General features: G+C 65.1%; 16 protein-coding genes. 9 read left to right on the forward strand and 7 right to left on the reverse strand.

Annotated elements, in window-relative coordinates; translation table 11 throughout:
- Window positions 1-182: 182 nt before the first annotated feature.
- The 3 genes from SOM28_RS21765 to SOM28_RS21775 all read right to left on the reverse strand — a co-directional run bounded on the left by SOM28_RS21765 (window position 183) and on the right by SOM28_RS21775 (window position 5,231).
- The gene (locus SOM28_RS21765) at window positions 183-3,041 is read right to left on the reverse strand and encodes a M16 family metallopeptidase (RefSeq protein WP_320469416.1); all 2,859 of its coding nucleotides are present in this window, start codon (window positions 3,039-3,041) and stop codon (window positions 183-185) included.
- Between the two features lie 77 nt (window positions 3,042-3,118).
- Window positions 3,119-4,093: a sensor domain-containing diguanylate cyclase gene (locus tag SOM28_RS21770; RefSeq protein ID WP_320469417.1), complete on the reverse strand. Its 975-nt coding sequence runs from the start codon at window positions 4,091-4,093 to the stop codon at window positions 3,119-3,121.
- A 139-nt stretch (window positions 4,094-4,232) separates the two neighbouring features.
- On the reverse strand, window positions 4,233-5,231 hold the full coding sequence (locus tag SOM28_RS21775; protein ID WP_320469418.1) for a sensor histidine kinase: 999 nt from the start codon (window positions 5,229-5,231) through the stop codon (window positions 4,233-4,235).
- 171 nt (window positions 5,232-5,402) lie between these two features.
- Between SOM28_RS21775 and queE the strand changes: the two genes are divergently transcribed.
- The 3 genes from queE to tadA are packed head-to-tail and all read left to right on the forward strand — an operon-like array spanning window position 5,403 to window position 7,015.
- On the forward strand, window positions 5,403-6,038 hold the full coding sequence (queE, locus tag SOM28_RS21780; protein ID WP_320469419.1) for a 7-carboxy-7-deazaguanine synthase: 636 nt from the start codon (window positions 5,403-5,405) through the stop codon (window positions 6,036-6,038).
- Between the two features lie 15 nt (window positions 6,039-6,053).
- Complete coding sequence (gene queD / locus SOM28_RS21785; RefSeq protein ID WP_005670817.1) at window positions 6,054-6,497, forward strand: 6-carboxytetrahydropterin synthase QueD; 444 nt, start codon at window positions 6,054-6,056, stop codon at window positions 6,495-6,497.
- A complete protein-coding gene (gene tadA / locus SOM28_RS21790) occupies window positions 6,497-7,015 on the forward strand; it encodes a tRNA adenosine(34) deaminase TadA (protein ID WP_320469521.1) in 519 nt (172 codons plus the stop codon). Before queD ends, tadA begins: the two co-directional genes overlap by 1 nt.
- A 16-nt stretch (window positions 7,016-7,031) precedes the next feature.
- On the opposite strand, the gene SOM28_RS21795 is transcribed toward tadA, so the two are convergent.
- Complete coding sequence (locus SOM28_RS21795) at window positions 7,032-7,679, reverse strand: hypothetical protein (RefSeq protein ID WP_320469420.1); 648 nt, start codon at window positions 7,677-7,679, stop codon at window positions 7,032-7,034.
- Window positions 7,680-7,928: 249 nt separating this feature from the next.
- Between SOM28_RS21795 and SOM28_RS21800 the strand changes: the two genes are divergently transcribed.
- From SOM28_RS21800 to SOM28_RS21825, 6 genes are all read left to right on the forward strand, one after another.
- A complete protein-coding gene (locus SOM28_RS21800) occupies window positions 7,929-8,858 on the forward strand; it encodes an alpha/beta hydrolase (RefSeq protein ID WP_320469421.1) in 930 nt (309 codons plus the stop codon).
- Window positions 8,855-9,772, forward strand: coding sequence for a muramoyltetrapeptide carboxypeptidase (gene ldcA / locus SOM28_RS21805; protein ID WP_320469422.1), 918 nt, complete (start codon window positions 8,855-8,857; stop codon window positions 9,770-9,772). The genes SOM28_RS21800 and ldcA overlap by 4 nt, the downstream gene beginning before the upstream one ends.
- 110 nt (window positions 9,773-9,882) lie before the next feature.
- Complete coding sequence (locus SOM28_RS21810; RefSeq protein WP_147935405.1) at window positions 9,883-11,481, forward strand: ABC-F family ATPase; 1,599 nt, start codon at window positions 9,883-9,885, stop codon at window positions 11,479-11,481.
- A gap of 69 nt (window positions 11,482-11,550) precedes the next feature.
- The gene (nadA, locus tag SOM28_RS21815) at window positions 11,551-12,690 is read left to right on the forward strand and encodes a quinolinate synthase NadA (protein WP_320469423.1); all 1,140 of its coding nucleotides are present in this window, start codon (window positions 11,551-11,553) and stop codon (window positions 12,688-12,690) included.
- On the forward strand, window positions 12,687-13,550 hold the full coding sequence (gene nadC / locus SOM28_RS21820) for a carboxylating nicotinate-nucleotide diphosphorylase (RefSeq protein ID WP_320469424.1): 864 nt from the start codon (window positions 12,687-12,689) through the stop codon (window positions 13,548-13,550). The genes nadA and nadC overlap by 4 nt, the downstream gene beginning before the upstream one ends.
- 23 nt (window positions 13,551-13,573) lie before the next feature.
- Window positions 13,574-13,894, forward strand: coding sequence for a hypothetical protein (locus SOM28_RS21825; RefSeq protein ID WP_123071163.1), 321 nt, complete (start codon window positions 13,574-13,576; stop codon window positions 13,892-13,894).
- 126 nt (window positions 13,895-14,020) lie between these two features.
- On the opposite strand, the gene SOM28_RS21830 is transcribed toward SOM28_RS21825, so the two are convergent.
- The 3 genes from SOM28_RS21830 to SOM28_RS21840 all read right to left on the reverse strand — a co-directional run bounded on the left by SOM28_RS21830 (window position 14,021) and on the right by SOM28_RS21840 (window position 16,935).
- Window positions 14,021-15,061 carry an alpha/beta fold hydrolase gene (locus SOM28_RS21830; RefSeq protein WP_320469425.1) on the reverse strand — a complete coding sequence of 347 codons (1,041 nt, stop codon included), beginning with the start codon at window positions 15,059-15,061 and terminating at the stop codon, window positions 14,021-14,023.
- The gene (locus SOM28_RS21835; RefSeq protein ID WP_320469426.1) at window positions 15,058-15,951 is read right to left on the reverse strand and encodes an NAD-dependent protein deacetylase; all 894 of its coding nucleotides are present in this window, start codon (window positions 15,949-15,951) and stop codon (window positions 15,058-15,060) included. Before SOM28_RS21835 ends, SOM28_RS21830 begins: the two co-directional genes overlap by 4 nt.
- A 78-nt stretch (window positions 15,952-16,029) precedes the next feature.
- Window positions 16,030-16,935, reverse strand: a complete 906-nt coding sequence (locus SOM28_RS21840; protein WP_123071190.1) for a DMT family transporter — start codon at window positions 16,933-16,935, stop codon at window positions 16,030-16,032.

Consider the following 16,935-nt stretch of genomic DNA (forward strand, 5'->3'; position numbering starts at 1 on the left):
AGGAGTTGCGATAAGCTCGAACTCCTGTGTTGCATCTTGCACGTCGTTACTGCCACTGGCAGTAACGACTCCCCGCGAAGGCGGGGACCCAAGTCTGTCAGCGCAGTGCCTACGTTAGATCCAGTGGGGCAGCGAAGGACTTGGGTCCCCGCCTTCGCGGGGACGACGGTTTTGAGGCTAACTTACTTGGCAAACACCTGCGCCGCCGGCGTGATCGTCACCGCCTCCGGCTTGATGTTCAACTTCATCTCACCAATCTGCTTGTCCTCGTCCAGCAGGGACTGCGGCTTGTTGGCGTCGTACTTGATCGGCGAGAAGGCGTCGCTCAACAGCGCCTGTTTCAGGCCGGCCGCATCCTTGGTGATGATCACCACCGACAGGTTCTTGGCCGACAGGTGCTTCTTGATGGCCGCATTGACGTCGGCCGCGCTCAGCTTCGACAGGGCGTCGCGCATCATGGTCGTGAACTCCGGCGTGCCATACCACTGCGAATCGAGCGCGTAACCCAGGCGCTGGTCCTGGGTCGCGGTCATCACGAACACATTCTTCATCAGGTAATCGCGGGTGGTCTCGAAATCGGCCTGGCTGATGCCTGCGTCGACCATCTTGCCCAGTTCATGCAGCGCCACGCGTAGCGCGAAATGGCCGTTCTGCGGCGCCACCGGGCGGATCCAGACTTCGAACAGCTGCGCCTTGCGGCCCAGGTTGGGGTTCGGGAAGAACTGGAACATCCCGCGCGGGAAGGCTTCGATATACGCGTAGTCGCCATAGTTCATCCCGCGCTCTTCGCGGATGCGCTGATACAGGTGGGCGCTCGAGGAGCGATGTTCGCCGAGCCAGGTCTTGGCCAGCCACAGGGCGGCGAAGTCCGGGTGGGTGCGGGTCACTTCGAGCGGCAGACCGAACGAGATCGCGGTGGCGCGGGTGTTCTTCTCGACGATTTCCACTTCCAGGCCATTCGGCATGCGTCCTTTCGGCACGCTGGTGGCGGGCAAGCCCGCGCCTTCCGGCAAGCGCGCCAGCTGCGCCTTGAGGGAGGCCGTCATCGCATCCGACACGTCGCCCGAGATGCCGACCTTCACCGCGCCGCGGGTATAGGCCTTGGCGTAGAAGGCTTTCACGTCGTCCAGGGTGATGGCGTCGATGCCGGCGACGGTGCCAAGCACCGGATGACCGTAGCCGGTACCGGCGAACACATTCGTTTGCAGCCGCTCTTTGCCAAATTCTTCCTCGTTATTGTCCTTCAGGTCCAGCACCAGGGCGTTACGCTGGGCGTCCTTCAGGCGGCGGAAATCCTCCTCGCGGAAGCCCGGGTCGGTCAGCAGCGGCATGGCGATGCCGAGGAACTGGTCCCAGTTGTCCTTGTGGATGGTGCCAGTGAAGGTCGTCATCTCCTTGTCGGTCTGCTCGGCAAGGCTGCCGGCCATCGGAAACAGCGCCTTGGTCACTTCGTCGATCTTGCGCTCGCGCGAACCGCTCGAGGCCACCATCGCGGCGGTGAGGGCGGCCAGGCCCTCCTTGCCCTTCGGGTCGTGGGCCGAACCGGCGGCGAACAGCAGCTTGAAGCGGATCTGCGGCAGGGCCGATTTCTGCACCAGCACGTCGAATTTCGCGCTGGCTGCCTGCGGGGCGAACGACGCCAGCTTCGGCAGTTGCTCGATGCCCTTCGGCAGCGCGTCATGCGACAGGGTGGTGACCACCATGCTGTCGTCGACCAGGTATTTGCGGGCGGCGGCCTGCAGGTCGGCCGGCGTCAGGTTATCGATTGCGCGGTAGTAGCCGTTAAGGGTGCCGTACGAGCGCTCGAAGTGCACATAGGAAGCCAAGGTCGAGGCGATCGCCTCGGTATTGTCGAGCGAGCGGATCAGCCCATACTTCTGGGCCGACTTGGCGGCCTCGAGTTCCTGGGCGCTCACCGGTTCGTCGCGCAGCTTTGCCACCGTCTGCAGGATGGCGTCGCGCACCATCACGGCGTCCGCCGGATTTTTTACGCGTGCGCCGATGGTGGCCAGGGTCGGGTCGACCCGGTTCGGGGTGAAGTCGAACAGCTGGTCGACTTTTTGCTCATCCTGCACCAGCCGCTTGTACAGCGGCGAGGTGCGCCCGAACGACAGCGACAGTGCCATCGACAGCGCCGCCTGTTCCTTCTGCTGGGCGACGAAGCTCGGGGCGCGATAGGCGACCGTCACCAGCGGCAGGGTCGGCGTCTGCCAGGCCACATGGCGGTACTGGGCGCCGCGCGGCGCGGGTTCGACCGGCACGTTCGATTTGAAGGTGCCGCGCTTCCAACCGGCCCAGTATTTCTCGACCATCGCGATCGCTTTGGCCGGCTCGACGTCGCCGGCGATGATGATGGTGGTCTTTTCGGGACGATACCAGCGGTCGAAGAAGACCTTTGAGTAATCGTACTGGTTGGGCATGTCCTCGATGTCCTTGAGGAAGCCCATCGTGGTGTGCTTGTAGGTGTGGGTGGTGTAGGCGGCGTCGCGCTGCACCTCGAACAGTTTCGACATCGGGTTGGCGCTGTTCTTGTTGTACTCGCCCAGCACGGCGCGCGATTCGGTCTTGAAGGCCTCGACCGGATACGACAGGTGCTGGAAGCGGTCGGCCTCGACCTTGAGCACCGTCTCCAGGTCCTGCTTGGCGAAGGTGGTGTAGTAATTGGTCAGGTCGTCGCTGGTATAGGCGTTCTGGCGCGCGCCGGCCTTCGTGATCACTTCCTGGTATTTTTCCGGCGGGTAGGTTGGCGTCCCGCGGAACATCATGTGTTCGAAGAAGTGGGCGAAGCCCGACTTGCCCGGCTCGACTTCGTTGCGCGAACCGGTCTGCACCGGGATGTGCACCGAGACCAGGTTCGGGAAGCCGGTCGGCACCACGATGACCTTCAGGCCGTTGGGAAGCAGTTTTTCGGTGGCCTTGAATGGCAGCACGTCGCCACCGGTGGCCCGCTTGGCGGCTGGCGCGGCATGGGCTGCGCCAGCCAGCAGCACGCCTGAAATCAAGGTCGCGAGCGTGGTGCGCGACAGGGTCGATTGAAACACGATGTCTCCTTGGGAAATAGACAATCGCGAAGGATAGTCTATCCGCCAAGGAATGAACAGCCGCAGGGCTACCGTCTTTACGCGGCCTCCGACATCGGCAGGCTGATGCGGTTGCGCCCCAGATGCTTGGCGCGGTACAGGGCCGCGTCGGCAATCGCGACCAGCTGGCTGGCATGGTTGTCGGGCCCGGCGATGGCGGTGGCGGCGCCGATCGACACCGTCACGTGGCCGGCGGCGAAGCGGCACGGCAGTTGCAGCTGTTCGACCCGGCACCGGATGCGCTCGGCCACAATGGCGGCGCCTTTCAGCGACTGGTTGGGCAGGATCACGGCGAATTCCTCGCCGCCGTAGCGCGCCACCAGGTCGTTGGCCCGCATTTCGCTGGCCACGGCGCGCGCCACCCGCTTCAGGCATTCGTCGCCGCCCAGGTGGCCGTGGGCATCGTTATAGGACTTGAAGTTGTCGACGTCCACCATCAGCAGCGACAGCGGCTGCATCTGGCGCAGCGCGCGCGTCCATTCCGCATGCAGGGTGTCGTCGAAGCAGCGCCGGTTGGCCAGGCCCGTCAGGCCGTCGCGCGTGGCCAGCTGCTCTAGCGCGATCTGGGCCATCTTGGCGTCGGTGAGGTCGCGCAGGGTCTCGACCACGGCGGACAGCTGGCCGTTGGCGTTAAAAATCGGGCTGGCGTCGGCCGCCAGGTAGCGGCGCCGGCCGGCGCGCGGCATGTCGCACCAGCTTTCGATCGACAGCGGAAGGGGCGAGCGGCCATCCGCTCCAGGCTGCAGCCGGGCCTCGTCGCGCCGGCCCTTGAGCACCATGTCGGCCAGGGTGGGGCGCTGGATCTCATAAAAGCTGCGCCAGTGATCGCCCGTGCCGAGCACTTCCGGCGCCGCCACGCCCGTGAGCTGTTCGCAGGCGCGGTTCCAGACCATGACGCGGGCATCGGTGTCCAGCACGAAGACCGGCACCGACAGGCTTTCCATCAACTGCCCCACGAAAGCCACGTCCTGGACCAGGGCTGTCGGGCCTGTACCGGTGCTGGGTGCGCTCATGAGCCGTCCTCTGTGGTTGCGATATCGGAAGGCGACAAAGGAGTTGCCGCTAGGGACCGATACTGCAACATGAGCAGGTTCAGGCCATTGATTTCGAGCAAGGACAATGGCGAGGTGGCATTTTGCAACGCTGAGCGGTTCAGGCCACCTTCACGTTGACGCCGGGCAGGCCGGGGGGCGCAACCTGCACCGGATCGCGCACCGGGTCGGGCCGAGTGGCGCACACCGGCACCGAGAGCGACCAGCGGGGGCGCCGCTCGGCGGTGGCGACCATTCGCAGCACGCCGCCCATGGCGCGGATGTGCTCGACCAGCTCGACGGGCAGGGCAGATACGTCGTCGACCGAGCCGGCGCAGCCGTCGATTTCCAGGCCGAGCGTGCTGGCGCCTTCGAGCAGCCGCACATGGAGTTCGCGGCCCTGTGCGGCGCCGCCCCTGCCGGCGGCCCCGGACAGGACGTCTTCCAGCACACGGAACACGGCCAGCCGCGCCGCCCGGTCCTGGCTGGCGCGCGAACTCGGATCGACGCCGGCCTCGAAGCGGTAGCGCAGGCCGTGGCGATGGGCATGCTCGGCCAGGCAGCGCTCCAGCGCCTGGCGCAGGCCATCGCCAGGATTGGCGCCGCGCAGGCCGCCGGCGACGGCGCGCAGCGCGTGGATGGCGCCGTCGATGCCGGCCAGCGCGCGGTCCAGACGGCCCAGGAGGACCGGGGCGGGGGAAGCCTGGGCGCACTCCCGCAGGCTCGCCATCTCATTGCGCAAGCTCGTCAGGCGGCGGCCCAGTTCGGCTTGCAACTCGCAGCCGATCCGGGTTCGCTCGCCTTCGCGCACGCCTTCGTGCTGGCGCACCAGGCGGCACAGGACGTCGTGGTTATCGGCCAGCGCCTGGTCGGACTGGCAGCGCGCCTCGCGCTCGGCCGCGAGCTGGTGCTGCAGGGCGCGCGCCCGTTCGTCGGTGGTGACGCTGCGGCGCAGGCCGATATAGGCCAGTACCAGGGCGGCCAGCGTGACCATCAGGCAGGCCAGCAGTTCCGGCGCCGCGCTGCGCCACGGCAGCGGCAGTAGCGCATGCGCTTCGCCGGCCTCGGCGCCTTGGGGAATAAAGGATAGCGAAACTAGGAAAACTGAAGACTTTGTCATGGTAGCCCTCTTACCTGATTCGGAACATTCCGTAGGACGATACCGCCGGGTCGCTGTAGGAATATTGTTTCTTCTCAAGCGGCCGTCGCGTGACATGTTTTGTGGAAAGGCAGCAACCGCAGCGCCAGCCCGTCCGGCGCGCTATAATGGAAGGTTGACGAGAGGCTTAACGTGACTTACAGCATCAAAGAGATCTTCTATACCTTGCAGGGCGAGGGCGCCCATGCGGGGCGGCCGGCCGTGTTCTGCCGGTTTTCCGGCTGCAACCTCTGGACCGGGCGCGAAGCCGACCGTTTGACCTCCGTTTGCCAGTTCTGCGACACCGATTTCGTCGGCACCGACGGCGAGCGCGGCGGCAAGTTCAAGGAAGCGGACTTGCTGGCGGCCGAGATCGACAGCCTGTGGCCGGCCACTTATCCGGCCAGCAAATACGTGGTGTTCACCGGCGGCGAACCGCTGCTGCAGCTCGACCGTCCCCTGATCGACGCCATGCATGCGCGCGGCTTCACCATCGCCATCGAGACCAACGGCACCCTGCCGGTGCCGGAAGGCGTGGACTGGATCTGCGTCAGCCCCAAGATGGGCTCGACGCTGGTGGTGCACAAGGGCAGCGAGATCAAGGTCGTCATTCCGCAGCTAGGCCAGGACCTGGCCGCCTATGAGGGGCTCGACTTCGAGCACTTCTACCTGCAGGCGATGGATGGCCCGCTGGCCGCCCGCAACATCCAGCTGGCGATCGAGACCTGCCGCGCCAACCCGAAATGGAAGCTCAGCCTCCAGACCCATAAACTTCTTCAGATTCCTTAAAGATCCACACGCAGCATGTTGACCATTACCCGCAAGCTTGAATTCGATGCCGGACACCGGATTCCCGACCACAAAAGCCAGTGCCGCAACCTGCACGGCCACCGCTATACCCTTGAGATTACTCTGACAGGCCAGGTAATCGATTCCGATGGCAATTCCGACAATGGAATGATCATGGATTTCTCCGACGTGAAGGCCCTGGCAAAACAGCACCTGGTCGACGTATGGGACCATGCCTTCATCGTGTACGAAAAGGATGACAAGGTGCGTGAGTTCCTGGCCTCGCTGCCGGACCACAAGACGATCGTGATCGACCGCATCCCGACCGTCGAAAACCTGGCCCAGGTGGCGTTTGACATCCTGAAGGCCGTGTTCATCGACCGCTACGGCACCGGCCTGCGCCTGCACAAGCTGGTGCTGCACGAAACCCCGAATTGCTGGGCCGAGATCACGGAATGATGCCGGATCAGACCGTCCAGGCCGCCCAAGAGGCGCCGGCCGAAACTGCGGAAGGGCGCTATATGGCCCTGGCCCTGGCCCAGGCGCAGCTGGCCTGGGACCGGGGCGAGGTGCCGGTCGGCGCCGTCGTGGTCAAGGATGGCGAAGTCATCGCGACCGGCTTCAACCAGCCGATCAGCGGCCATGACCCGACCGCCCACGCCGAGATCGTCGCCCTGCGCGCGGCCGCCGAAAAGCTGGGCAACTACCGGCTCCCGGGTTGCGAGCTATATGTGACCCTGGAACCCTGCATCATGTGCTCGGGGGCGATGATGCATGCGCGCCTCGCCCGGGTCGTCTACGCAGCGACCGACCCCAAGACCGGGGCCTGCGGCTCGGTCGTCAATCTGTTCGAGGAAGACAAGCTTAACCACCATACCGCTGTAACCGGGGGGGTGTTAGCTGATCAGGCAAGCGTCCTGCTCAAGCAATTTTTTGCTGAGCGACGAGCGCTAGCACGCAAGTTAAATCGCGCGTGATGGGAAAATGAGCCCACTAACGTGCCTTTGCGCTTAGTTTGCCGAAGTCAAAACACTCTTGAGCGATAAGCTTGCCATTCGCAAGCTCACCAGGTTTCGCGTTCATGCTTCCCGACTGCTTCCGCAGTCCCACGTATTCATTCTGCCTGCTCGTGCTGGCAATCGCGAGATCGCGGTAGCGTACCCAGAGTTCCAGGTTTTCACTGTCCTTCGACTCAAGGAAGTGATCAGAGCGCAATTCCGCCAGTTGCTCACTCGGCATCCACCATGCGATTGCGGTTCGGCTCTGCATGTATTCGCTTTGGTTGTGAAAGAAGAGCACGCATGCCAATGCCGAGTTACTTGTCCGGATAAGCAGATCCAGCTCTGCCGGTTTGATGTAGAAGCAGCCCTCCCAATACGGCCGCTCGGCGGGATTGTCCGGCACGGTAAGCCTGACCTGTCGGCTCTTCACTTGAAGATAAATCGGTGCTTCATCCGCTGGCAAATGAGAGTCGATACCGGCATCGAAATGCACGTAGGCGCGCGTTACAACGAGATCGAATCCTTTGTCGATTGGCAGCTTGAATGCCTCATAGCAGTTCCTGAAACACTCGGACATGACATGATGCTCACCGGCAGCGCCGATGTAGAGGAATTGGGCAGGAATAGTCTTGTAGCTCATCTTTCTTTGATTATTTTGGCTCTGCAAAAGAATTATAGTTTACCGTTCTGGAGTTGCTGCATACTCACGAACTGTAACTTGTTAGCACTTCCTTTCGAGGACGGCCTGCACGAAGCGGTATAAGCGACGTAATGAGCGCGATAGTGCTATCCTAAATTCCGTTGCATGCGCATGCTGATAGCCCCGCGCGGAAGGCCTCACCGAGTCGGGCATCACGGCGTCCTTAGACCCAGCCTTTACTTTGCCGCCATGCCCACCCTCCACGCCAACGGACTGCGCATCGCCTTCGACACCGCGGGCGACCCGAAAGCCGCGCCACTGCTCCTGATCCACGGCCTCGGCATGCAGCTGACCAACTGGCCCGACGAGTTCGTCGAAGGCCTGGTAGAGCTCGGCTTCTACGTGATCCGTTTCGACCACCGCGACTGCGGCCTGTCGACCAAGTTCGAGCAGGCAGGCACCCCGAATCTCACGCTGGCGCGCATCAAGGCGGCGCTCGGCTGGCCGCTGCGCTCGCCGTATGGCATCGACGATATGGCGGCCGACGCCCTCGGCGTGCTGTCGGCCTTGGGCGTGGCCCGGGCCCACCTGGTCGGCGTCTCGGCACTGGGCGGCATGGTCGCCCAGCAGCTGGCGGCGCGCCACCCGCAGCGCGTACTGAGCCTGACTTCCATCATGTCCACCAGCGGCCGGCGCGGCCTGCCCGGGCCGAGTGGGGCCGTGCGCAAGGCACTGGCCAGCCGTCCCGCCGACCCGGCCAATCTCGATAGCGTCATCGACCACGCGGTCGGATTGCTGCGGGCACTGGGCAGCCCGTCCTATCCAACCCCCGACCGGCAGTTGCGCAAGCGCGTCACGCGCTCGATGCGGCGCTGCTATTGCCCAGGCGGCAGTGCGCGCCAGATGCTGGCGCTGCTGGCCGCCGGCGACCGCAGCGCGCTGCTGCCGGCGATCGCGGCGCCGACCCTCGTCATCCACGGCGCCGCCGATCCGCTGCTGCCCGCGGCCTGCGGCCAGGACGTCGCGCGCCACATCGACGGCGCGCGGCTCGAGATCATCGAAGGCATGGGCCATGATTTGCCGCCCCAGCTGGTCGAGCGCATCCTTGCCTTGATCGACTCCCATGCGCGGGGTAAGATGTTGCCAAACTCAACACCCCGGCTCTTCGTCAAACAGTGATCATCTCCCGTCCCGGCATCGCCATCGTGGCGCCAGCCGGCTGCATTCCCGAACCATCGGCGCTCGAACGCGCCATCGCGCGCCTCGAGGAGCAGGGCTTCCTGGTGCGTAATTACTACGACCACAGCTGCACCCACCAGCGCTTCGGCGGCACCGACGACGCGCGCCTGGAACAATTGCACGCCGCCGTAGCCGACCCCGACGTGCACCTCGTCATTGCCCTGCGCGGTGGCTACGGCATTAGCCGCCTGCTGCCGCGCATCGATTTCGAGGCGATCGCGGCCAGCGGCAAAATCGTGGTCGGCTTTTCCGACCTGACGGCCCTGCACATGGGCCTGATGGCCAAGGCGGGCGGCCTCAGTTATGCCGGACCGATGATCGCGGGCGACTTCGGCGCGCTCGAACCGGTCACGTTCACGCTCGAGAATTTCTGGTCTTGCCTGGCCGGTCCCACCCATACCATCACCGAGTGCGTGGCCGGCAATCCGGCGCTCGACGTGCGTGGCACCGTCTGGGGCGGCAACCTGGCCATGATCGGCGCCATGGTCGGCACGCCGTACTTTCCGCGCATCGACGACGGCATCCTGTGGTTTGAAGACATCGCCGAACATCCGTACCGGGTCGAGCGAATGCTGCTGCAATTGATGCAGGCCGGCGTGCTCGAACGCCAGCAGGCGGTGGTGCTGGGCGACTTTTCGGGTTATCGCCTGGGGCCGCTCGACAATGGCTACGACTTCGACGCCATGCTGGCCTACCTGCGCCAGACCCTGCCGCTGCCGGTATTGACGGGCCTGTCCTTCGGCCACATCGAGCGCCGCGTCACCATCCCGTTCGGCGCCCGGGGCCACCTGGTGTCCGATGCCATTGGCTTCCGCCTGACCTTGTCCGACTATCCGACCCTGGTTCGCGCCTGATCTGCGCGCCAGACTCGCTCGCCACTGTCCGGAATCGACCCTTATTCGCCTGGCAAGGCGCAGAATGGTAAAATAGCCGGTTAATCAAATATGCTTTTTGGGGTAATACAGTGCTATCCACAGCCAATATCACGATGCAATTCGGCGCCAAGCCGCTGTTCGAGAACATTTCCGTCAAATTTGGCGAAGGCAACCGTTACGGCCTGATCGGCGCCAACGGCTGCGGCAAGTCGACCTTCATGAAGATCCTGGGCGGCGACCTCGAGCCGTCGGCCGGCAACGTCAGCCTCGATCCGGGCGAGCGCCTCGGTAAGCTGCGCCAGGACCAGTTCGCCTACGAAGACGTGCGCGTGCTGGATGTCGTCATGATGGGCCACACCGAGCTGTGGAACGCGATCGCCGAGCGCGATGCGATCTACGCCAATCCGGAAGCGACCGACGACGACTACATGAAGGCGGCCGAGCTCGAAGGCAAAGTGGCCGAATACGACGGCTACTCGGCCGAGGCGCGCGCCGGCGAACTGCTGCTGGGCCTGGAAATCGGCACCGACCTGCACCAGGGCCCGATGAGCGCCGTGGCGCCGGGCTGGAAGCTGCGCGTGCTGCTGGCCCAGGCCCTGTTCTCGAATCCGGACATCCTGCTGCTCGACGAACCGACCAATAACCTGGACATCAACACGATCCGCTGGCTGGAAAATATGCTCAACGAGCGTAATTCCACCATGATCATCATTTCCCACGATCGTCACTTCCTGAATCAGGTCTGCACCCACGTGGCCGACATGGACTACGGCACGCTGAAGGTCTATCCGGGCAACTACGACGACTACATGCTGGCCTCGACCCAGGCCCGCAACCAGCAGCTGGCGAACAACGCCAAGGCCAAAGAGAAGGTCGCAGAACTGCAGGACTTCGTGCGCCGCTTCTCGGCCAATAAATCGAAGGCGCGCCAGGCGACGTCGCGCGCCAAGCAGATCGACAAGATCAAGATCGAGGAATTCAAGCCATCGTCGCGCGCCTATCCCTTCGTGCGCTTCGAAGGCGAGAAAAAGCTGCACCGCCTGGCGGTGGAAGCCGAGAACATCTCGAAAGCCTACGATCGCCAGCTGTTCAAGAACTTCTCGATCATGGTCGAGGCGGGCGAGCGCATCGCGATCATCGGCGCCAACGGCGCGGGTAAAACCACGCTGCTGCGCACGATCGGCGGCGAGCTGTGCAACCTGCAGCCGGACAGCGGCCGCGTGAAGTGGGCCGAGAACGCCAATCCGGGCTATATGCCGCAGGATCCGACCGAGGAATTCGCCAGCGGCGAAACCCTCACTGACTGGATGGGCCGCTGGACGCAAGAGGGCGACGACGACCAGGCGGTGCGCTCGATCCTGGGCCGCCTGCTGTTCGGCGGCGACGAAGTCAAGAAGTCGGTCAAGGTACTGTCGGGTGGCGAGAAGGGCCGCATGATGTACGGTAAGCTGATGCTGGGCCGTCACAATGTGATGCTGCTCGACGAGCCGACCAACCACATGGACATGGAATCGATCGAATCGCTGAACATCGCCCTCGACAAGTACGCCGGCACCCTGATCTTCGTGTCGCACGACCGCGAGTTCGTGTCCTCGCTGGCCACCCGCGTCATCGAGATCCGCGAGAACGACGTGGTCGACTTCCAGGGCAATTACGAGGAATACCTGCGCAGCCAGGGCATCGACTGATCGACAGCCTGACATCGGTTTGAAGGAGGGCGGGGTCTCGGCTCCGCCAACGCGAGGAGACGCGCGAGCATGAATGCCGTAACAGTACCAATCAAGACCTACGAATACGACCGGCCCCAGGCCGGCATGGCCTGCACCGCCGAGGCCTGGGCGAAAGTCCCGAGCGCGCTTCAGAATGCCGAGCGCGCCGAACTGAAGCACCGCATCCGGCGCCTGCTGAAAGAGAAGGGCGCCGTGCTGGTGGCCCACTATTACGTGGACGCCGACCTGCAAGACCTGGCCGAGGAAACCGGCGGCTGCGTGTCCGATTCGCTCGAGATGGCGCGCTTCGGCCGCGACCATCCGGCCCAGACCCTGGTGGTGGCCGGCGTGCGCTTCATGGGCGAAACCGCCAAGATCCTCAGCCCCGAGAAAACCATCCTGATGCCCGATCTCGACGCGACCTGTTCGCTCGACCTGGGCTGCCCGGCCGATGAATTCGCGGCCTTCTGCGACCAGCATCCGGACCGCACCGTCGTCGTGTATGCCAACACCAGCGCGGCCGTGAAGGCGCGCGCCGACTGGATGGTGACCTCGTCGATCGGCCTGGACATCGTGGCCGAGCTGCACGCCCAGGGCAAGAAGATCCTGTGGGCGCCCGACCGCCACCTGGGTTCCTACATCCAGGCCAAGACCGGCGCCGACATGCTGCTGTGGCAGGGTTCCTGCCTGGTGCATGACGAATTCAAGGGCATCGAGCTCGACCTGCTCAAGGCCGAATACCCGAATGCGAAAGTGCTGGTGCACCCGGAATCGCCGGCCAACGTCGTGGCCCAGGCCGACGCCGTCGGCTCGACCACCCAGCTGATCAACGCGGCCCAGACCATGGACGCGACCCATTTCATCGTCGCCACCGACAACGGCATCCTGCACAAGATGCGGATGGCGGCTCCCGGTAAGACCTTCATCGAGGCGCCGACCGCCGGCAATAGCGCGACCTGCAAGAGCTGCGCGCACTGCCCGTGGATGGCCATGAACGGCCTGCGCAACTTGGCCGAAGTGCTCGAATCGGGCGCCAACCAGATCCACGTCGACCCGGCCGTCGGCCTGCAGGCGAAACGCGCCATCGACCGCATGCTCGATTTCGCCGCCGCCAAGCGCGCCAAGGCGCTGCCGACCGGCAAACTGGAAAACAATGCCCCGATGTTCTCGGGGGTAGGACCGGCATGACCACACTGAGAAACCCACACGCCCAGTTCGACGACAGGCTGCAGGCCGCTTTCGAGCAGAACATCCTGGCCGCACTGCTGGAAGACGTCGGCACCGGCGACCTGACCGGCAAGCTGGTTCCCGACGATACCGTGGTGACGGCGCGCGTGATCGTGCGCGAAGCGGCCGTGCTGTGCGGCGCGCCCTGGTTCGAAGGCCTGATGCTGGCTGTCGACCAGGACATCGAGATCGACTGGCACTATGCCGAGGGCGAGCTGATGGCGGCCGATTCGGCCGTGTGCACGATCCGCGCCAATCCGCGCTCGCTGCTCACCGCCGAGCGCGGTGCGCTGAATTTCATGCAGCTGCTGTCGGGTGTGGCGACGGCCACCCGCCGCTACGTCGACGTCATTGCCGGTACCAATGCCGCGATCCTTGACACCCGCAAGACCTTGCCCGGCCTGCGCCTGGCGCAGAAATATGCGGTGCGCGTCGGCGGCGGCAAGAACCAGCGCATGGCGCTGTATGACGGCATCCTGATCAAGGAAAACCATATCGCGGCGGCGGGCGGCGTTACTGCCGCGCTACAGGCGGCGACCGCATTGAACTCGGGCGCGCCGGTGCAGATCGAGGTCGAGACCATCGCCCAGCTCCAGGAAGCGCTCGATGGCGGCGTCAAGTCGGTCTTGCTAGACAACTTCGACCTGGCGCGCATGCGCGAGGCGGTGCAGCTCAATGCCGGCCGCGCGCTGCTCGAGGCATCCGGCGGCATCAATCTGGAGACCGTTCGGGCAATCGCCGAAACGAGCGTCGACCGCATCTCGATCGGCAGCCTGACCAAGGATGTACGCGCGACCGATTACTCGCTGCGCATCATCTGACCATTCATTCTCACAGGATCTTCATGACGACTTCCGACAAGTTGAAACGTTCGCTCGGCTTTCGCCTGTTCTGGCTCGGCTTCGGCCTTCTGCTGGGCGTGCCCCAGCTCCTCGACGGCATCGTGTACGGCAGGAAGGCCGAGCTGTTCTTCGGCATCGGCATGCTGCTGGTCGGTATTCGCGGCTTTCTACGCCCGGTCGTGCTGGGCCGCGCGATGGCGCTCAAGCGCGACGACTCGGCCGAGGCATCGTCGATCGGCTCGACCGCCGTACATGGCGTGCTGTCGCTGGCGATGGCGGCCAGCCTGTTCACCGGCCTGGCTATCAAGCTCGGTAGCAGCTAATCCTTCCACCGCAGCGCTCACCGTCGTCCCCGCGCAGGCGGGGACCCAAGTACTGTCAGATCTGAAGTACTGTCTGCCCTGTCGAGACGCCAGCACCCTTGGATCCCCGCCTTCGCGGGGACGACGTCAAACCCCACTTTCGCCGGCCGCCGCGACCGCATTCTCGCGCGCACTCGGCAAGTGGGCGGGCACCCCGACCTGGGACGCGATCGCATCGATCGCCCCCAGCACCTTGCCCGGTTCGGCGTAATGCAGCATATGACCCACACCAGGCGTGACCGACAGCTCGCTGTGGCGTAGCGCCGCATGCAAGCGCTCGGCATTGTGGGCGCAGTCGCAGACCCCATCCTGGGTGCCGGACAGGATCTGCACGGGCACCTTCAGCCCTCCAAACCGCCGCGCCAGCGACATCGCGGCCGGCACCATCAGGCTGCTATCGGCGGCATTGGCCCGCAATTGGCCGGGACGCAGCGACATCCACGGAGACACCGCGCGGAAGCGCTCGGACACCGGCAAGGGCGCGAACGCGCGCCCAACCGCGGCTGGCCAGATCAGGCGTCCGGCGAGCGGCGCCACGGTGTAGCGCAGCGCGTCGCCTACCAGCGGAATGGCTGGCGGCGCACCGACCATCACGTCCATCCTCACGCTCGGATAGTAGTAACCCGATACCAGCACCAGTCCCCGCACGAAGTCAGGCACCTGCAGTCCCATGTTCAGCGCCACCAGCGTGCCCCAGGAATGGCCGGCGACGATGGCGCTGTCCACGTTCAGTTCCTGCAGCGCGTGATGCAGCAGGCGCGCCTGCCGGTCCGGGGTCCAGACCGTGGTGCGCGGCCGCTCGCTGTAGCCGAAGCCGGGGCGGTCGAAGGCGATCACCCGGTAATGCTCGGCAGCGGCGTCCAGCAGGCCGCTGTGCTCCCAGTCGGTGGCGTCGACGCCGTTACCGTGCAAGAGCACCAGCACCGGGCCCTGGCCGCGCTCCAGGTAATGGAGCTTGACGCCGTCGACCGTGATGAAGCTGCCGGTCGGCGGGTGTTCGCGCTCGGCGCGCCGGGACTTGGCGCGTACCAATAACCAGGACGCCAGCAGGCCCAGGCCCGCAATGGCGACGCCGGCCGACAGGCGCCGCGTGCTGCTTGCGTTTGTGCTTCGATAGGTGCTGATCACATGGTCCCCCTATGGTCGATAAGGTCGGATGGCGGCGCGGGCCGGTTCGCACCCAGCAGTTGCGCCACCTGCGGCAAGATCTGTTCGGCCGTGGCTTCGAGCTTGAGCGACAGCATATCGTCCGCGCGGGTGCGGCCGAGGTTGATGGCGGCGATCGGCTTGCCGGCTGCCTGCGCCAGCCGGCAGAAACGAAAGCCCGAATACACCATCAGTGAGGAACCGACGACCAGCAACGCGTCGGCCGCCTCCATCTGGGCCAGTGCGCAGGCGGTGCGCGCTGGCGGAACGTTATCGCCGAAGAAAACGACGTCGGGCATCAGTACCCCGCCGCAGTGCACGCAGGCGGGGATGGCGACGCCAGTAACTGCGTCAGGGTCGAGCGCCGCATCGCCATCCGGCAGCGGCGTCGCCATCGCCTGCAGCAGCGCCGGGTTGGCGAATTCGAGCTGGGTCTGCACAAAAGCACGGGGGAAGCGCGCATGGCAGGCCAGGCAAGTCACGTGGTGGATATTGCCGTGCAATTCGAGCAGCGCGTGGCTGCCGGCCTGCTGGTGCAGGCCGTCGACGTTCTGGGTCAGGATGAATCCGAGCTTGCCGGCCGCTTCGAGGGCGGCTAGCGCCCGATGTCCGTCGTTAGGCCTGGCGCGCGCCAGAAGCGGCCAGCCGACCATGCTGCGCGCCCAGTAACGCTGCTGGACTGCGACGTCGCGCCGGAATTCCGGACCCTGGATCGGCAGGCGGCCGCGGCGCACGCCGTCACGGTCGCGGTAATCGGGGATGCCGGAAGCGGTCGACAGGCCGGCCCCGGTCAGGACCAGGGTGCGTGGGTGCCTCGCCAAAAAAGCGGCCATCGCGTCGACGCCGTCGTGAATGCTGAGACCTTCTGCCATGCCGCTTCTTCCTCCCATGCATGGGATCGTAACATCGGCAATCCGGGAGCCACACACGATTCCCCGGGTCAGCGCCGCTTATCTGGCGGATACGGCAATCCCACCCACGATCATACCGAACGCCAGCACGTGATACAGGTGCGGCGCCTCGCCAAGAAACGCCGACGACAGCAGCGCCGTGAACAGCGGCGTCAGGTTGATGAAGAAGGCACCCAAGCTCGGCCCGGCCCGCTGCACGCCGGCGCCCCAGCAGCGCATGGCGATGATGGCCGGGCCAATCGCCACGTACAGCAGGGCGGCGACGAGCGGCCAGCTCCAGGCGATGTGCACGTCCCTGAGCGCCCATTCGCCGCCGGCCAGCGCGCCCGACCACAGCACGCCAAAACCAACCTGGGCCAGCAGGAAGGCGGCCCAGTCCGCGCGCAGCGCCGGGACGTCCTTTTGCTGCATCAGCAGCCAGCTATAGAAGGACCAGGCGATGGTAGCCAGGATCATGTACAGGTCGCCCGCCATCAGCCGCAGCGCCGCCAGTTCGGCCAGCGAGCCGCGGCACAGGACCACCAGCACGCCCGCGATGGACAGCACGGCCCCAGCGACCTGCCTGCGCTTGACCGGGATGCCGAAAAACAGCCGCCCGACCAGCAGCATCCACACCGGCACGCCTGAGGCGACCAGGGTCACGTTGATCGGGGACGAACTCTGCAGCGCCAGGTACTGCAGCGAGTTGTACAGGCCGACGCCCAGCAGGCCGAGCATGCTGTAGCGCTTCCAGTTGGTCAATACGCCACTGCCGGGGCGCAGGGCGGCACGGCCCAGCGGCAGCAGGACGGCGAGCGCGATCGACCAGCGGATCAGGTTGAGCGTCATCGGCGGCACCGCGTCGCGCACCAGCCGGCCGACGATGGCATTGCCCGCCCACAGCACGGGCGGGATGGTCAGGAGCAGGGCAGTGGCCGGGGTGAGCCGGTAGCCGGGCGTCGACAT

Origin of the sequence: Massilia sp. CFBP9026 (assembly GCF_034045165.1) — a bacterium.
In the GTDB taxonomy this organism is placed as follows: Bacteria; Pseudomonadota; Gammaproteobacteria; order Burkholderiales; family Burkholderiaceae_D; genus Telluria; species Telluria arenae.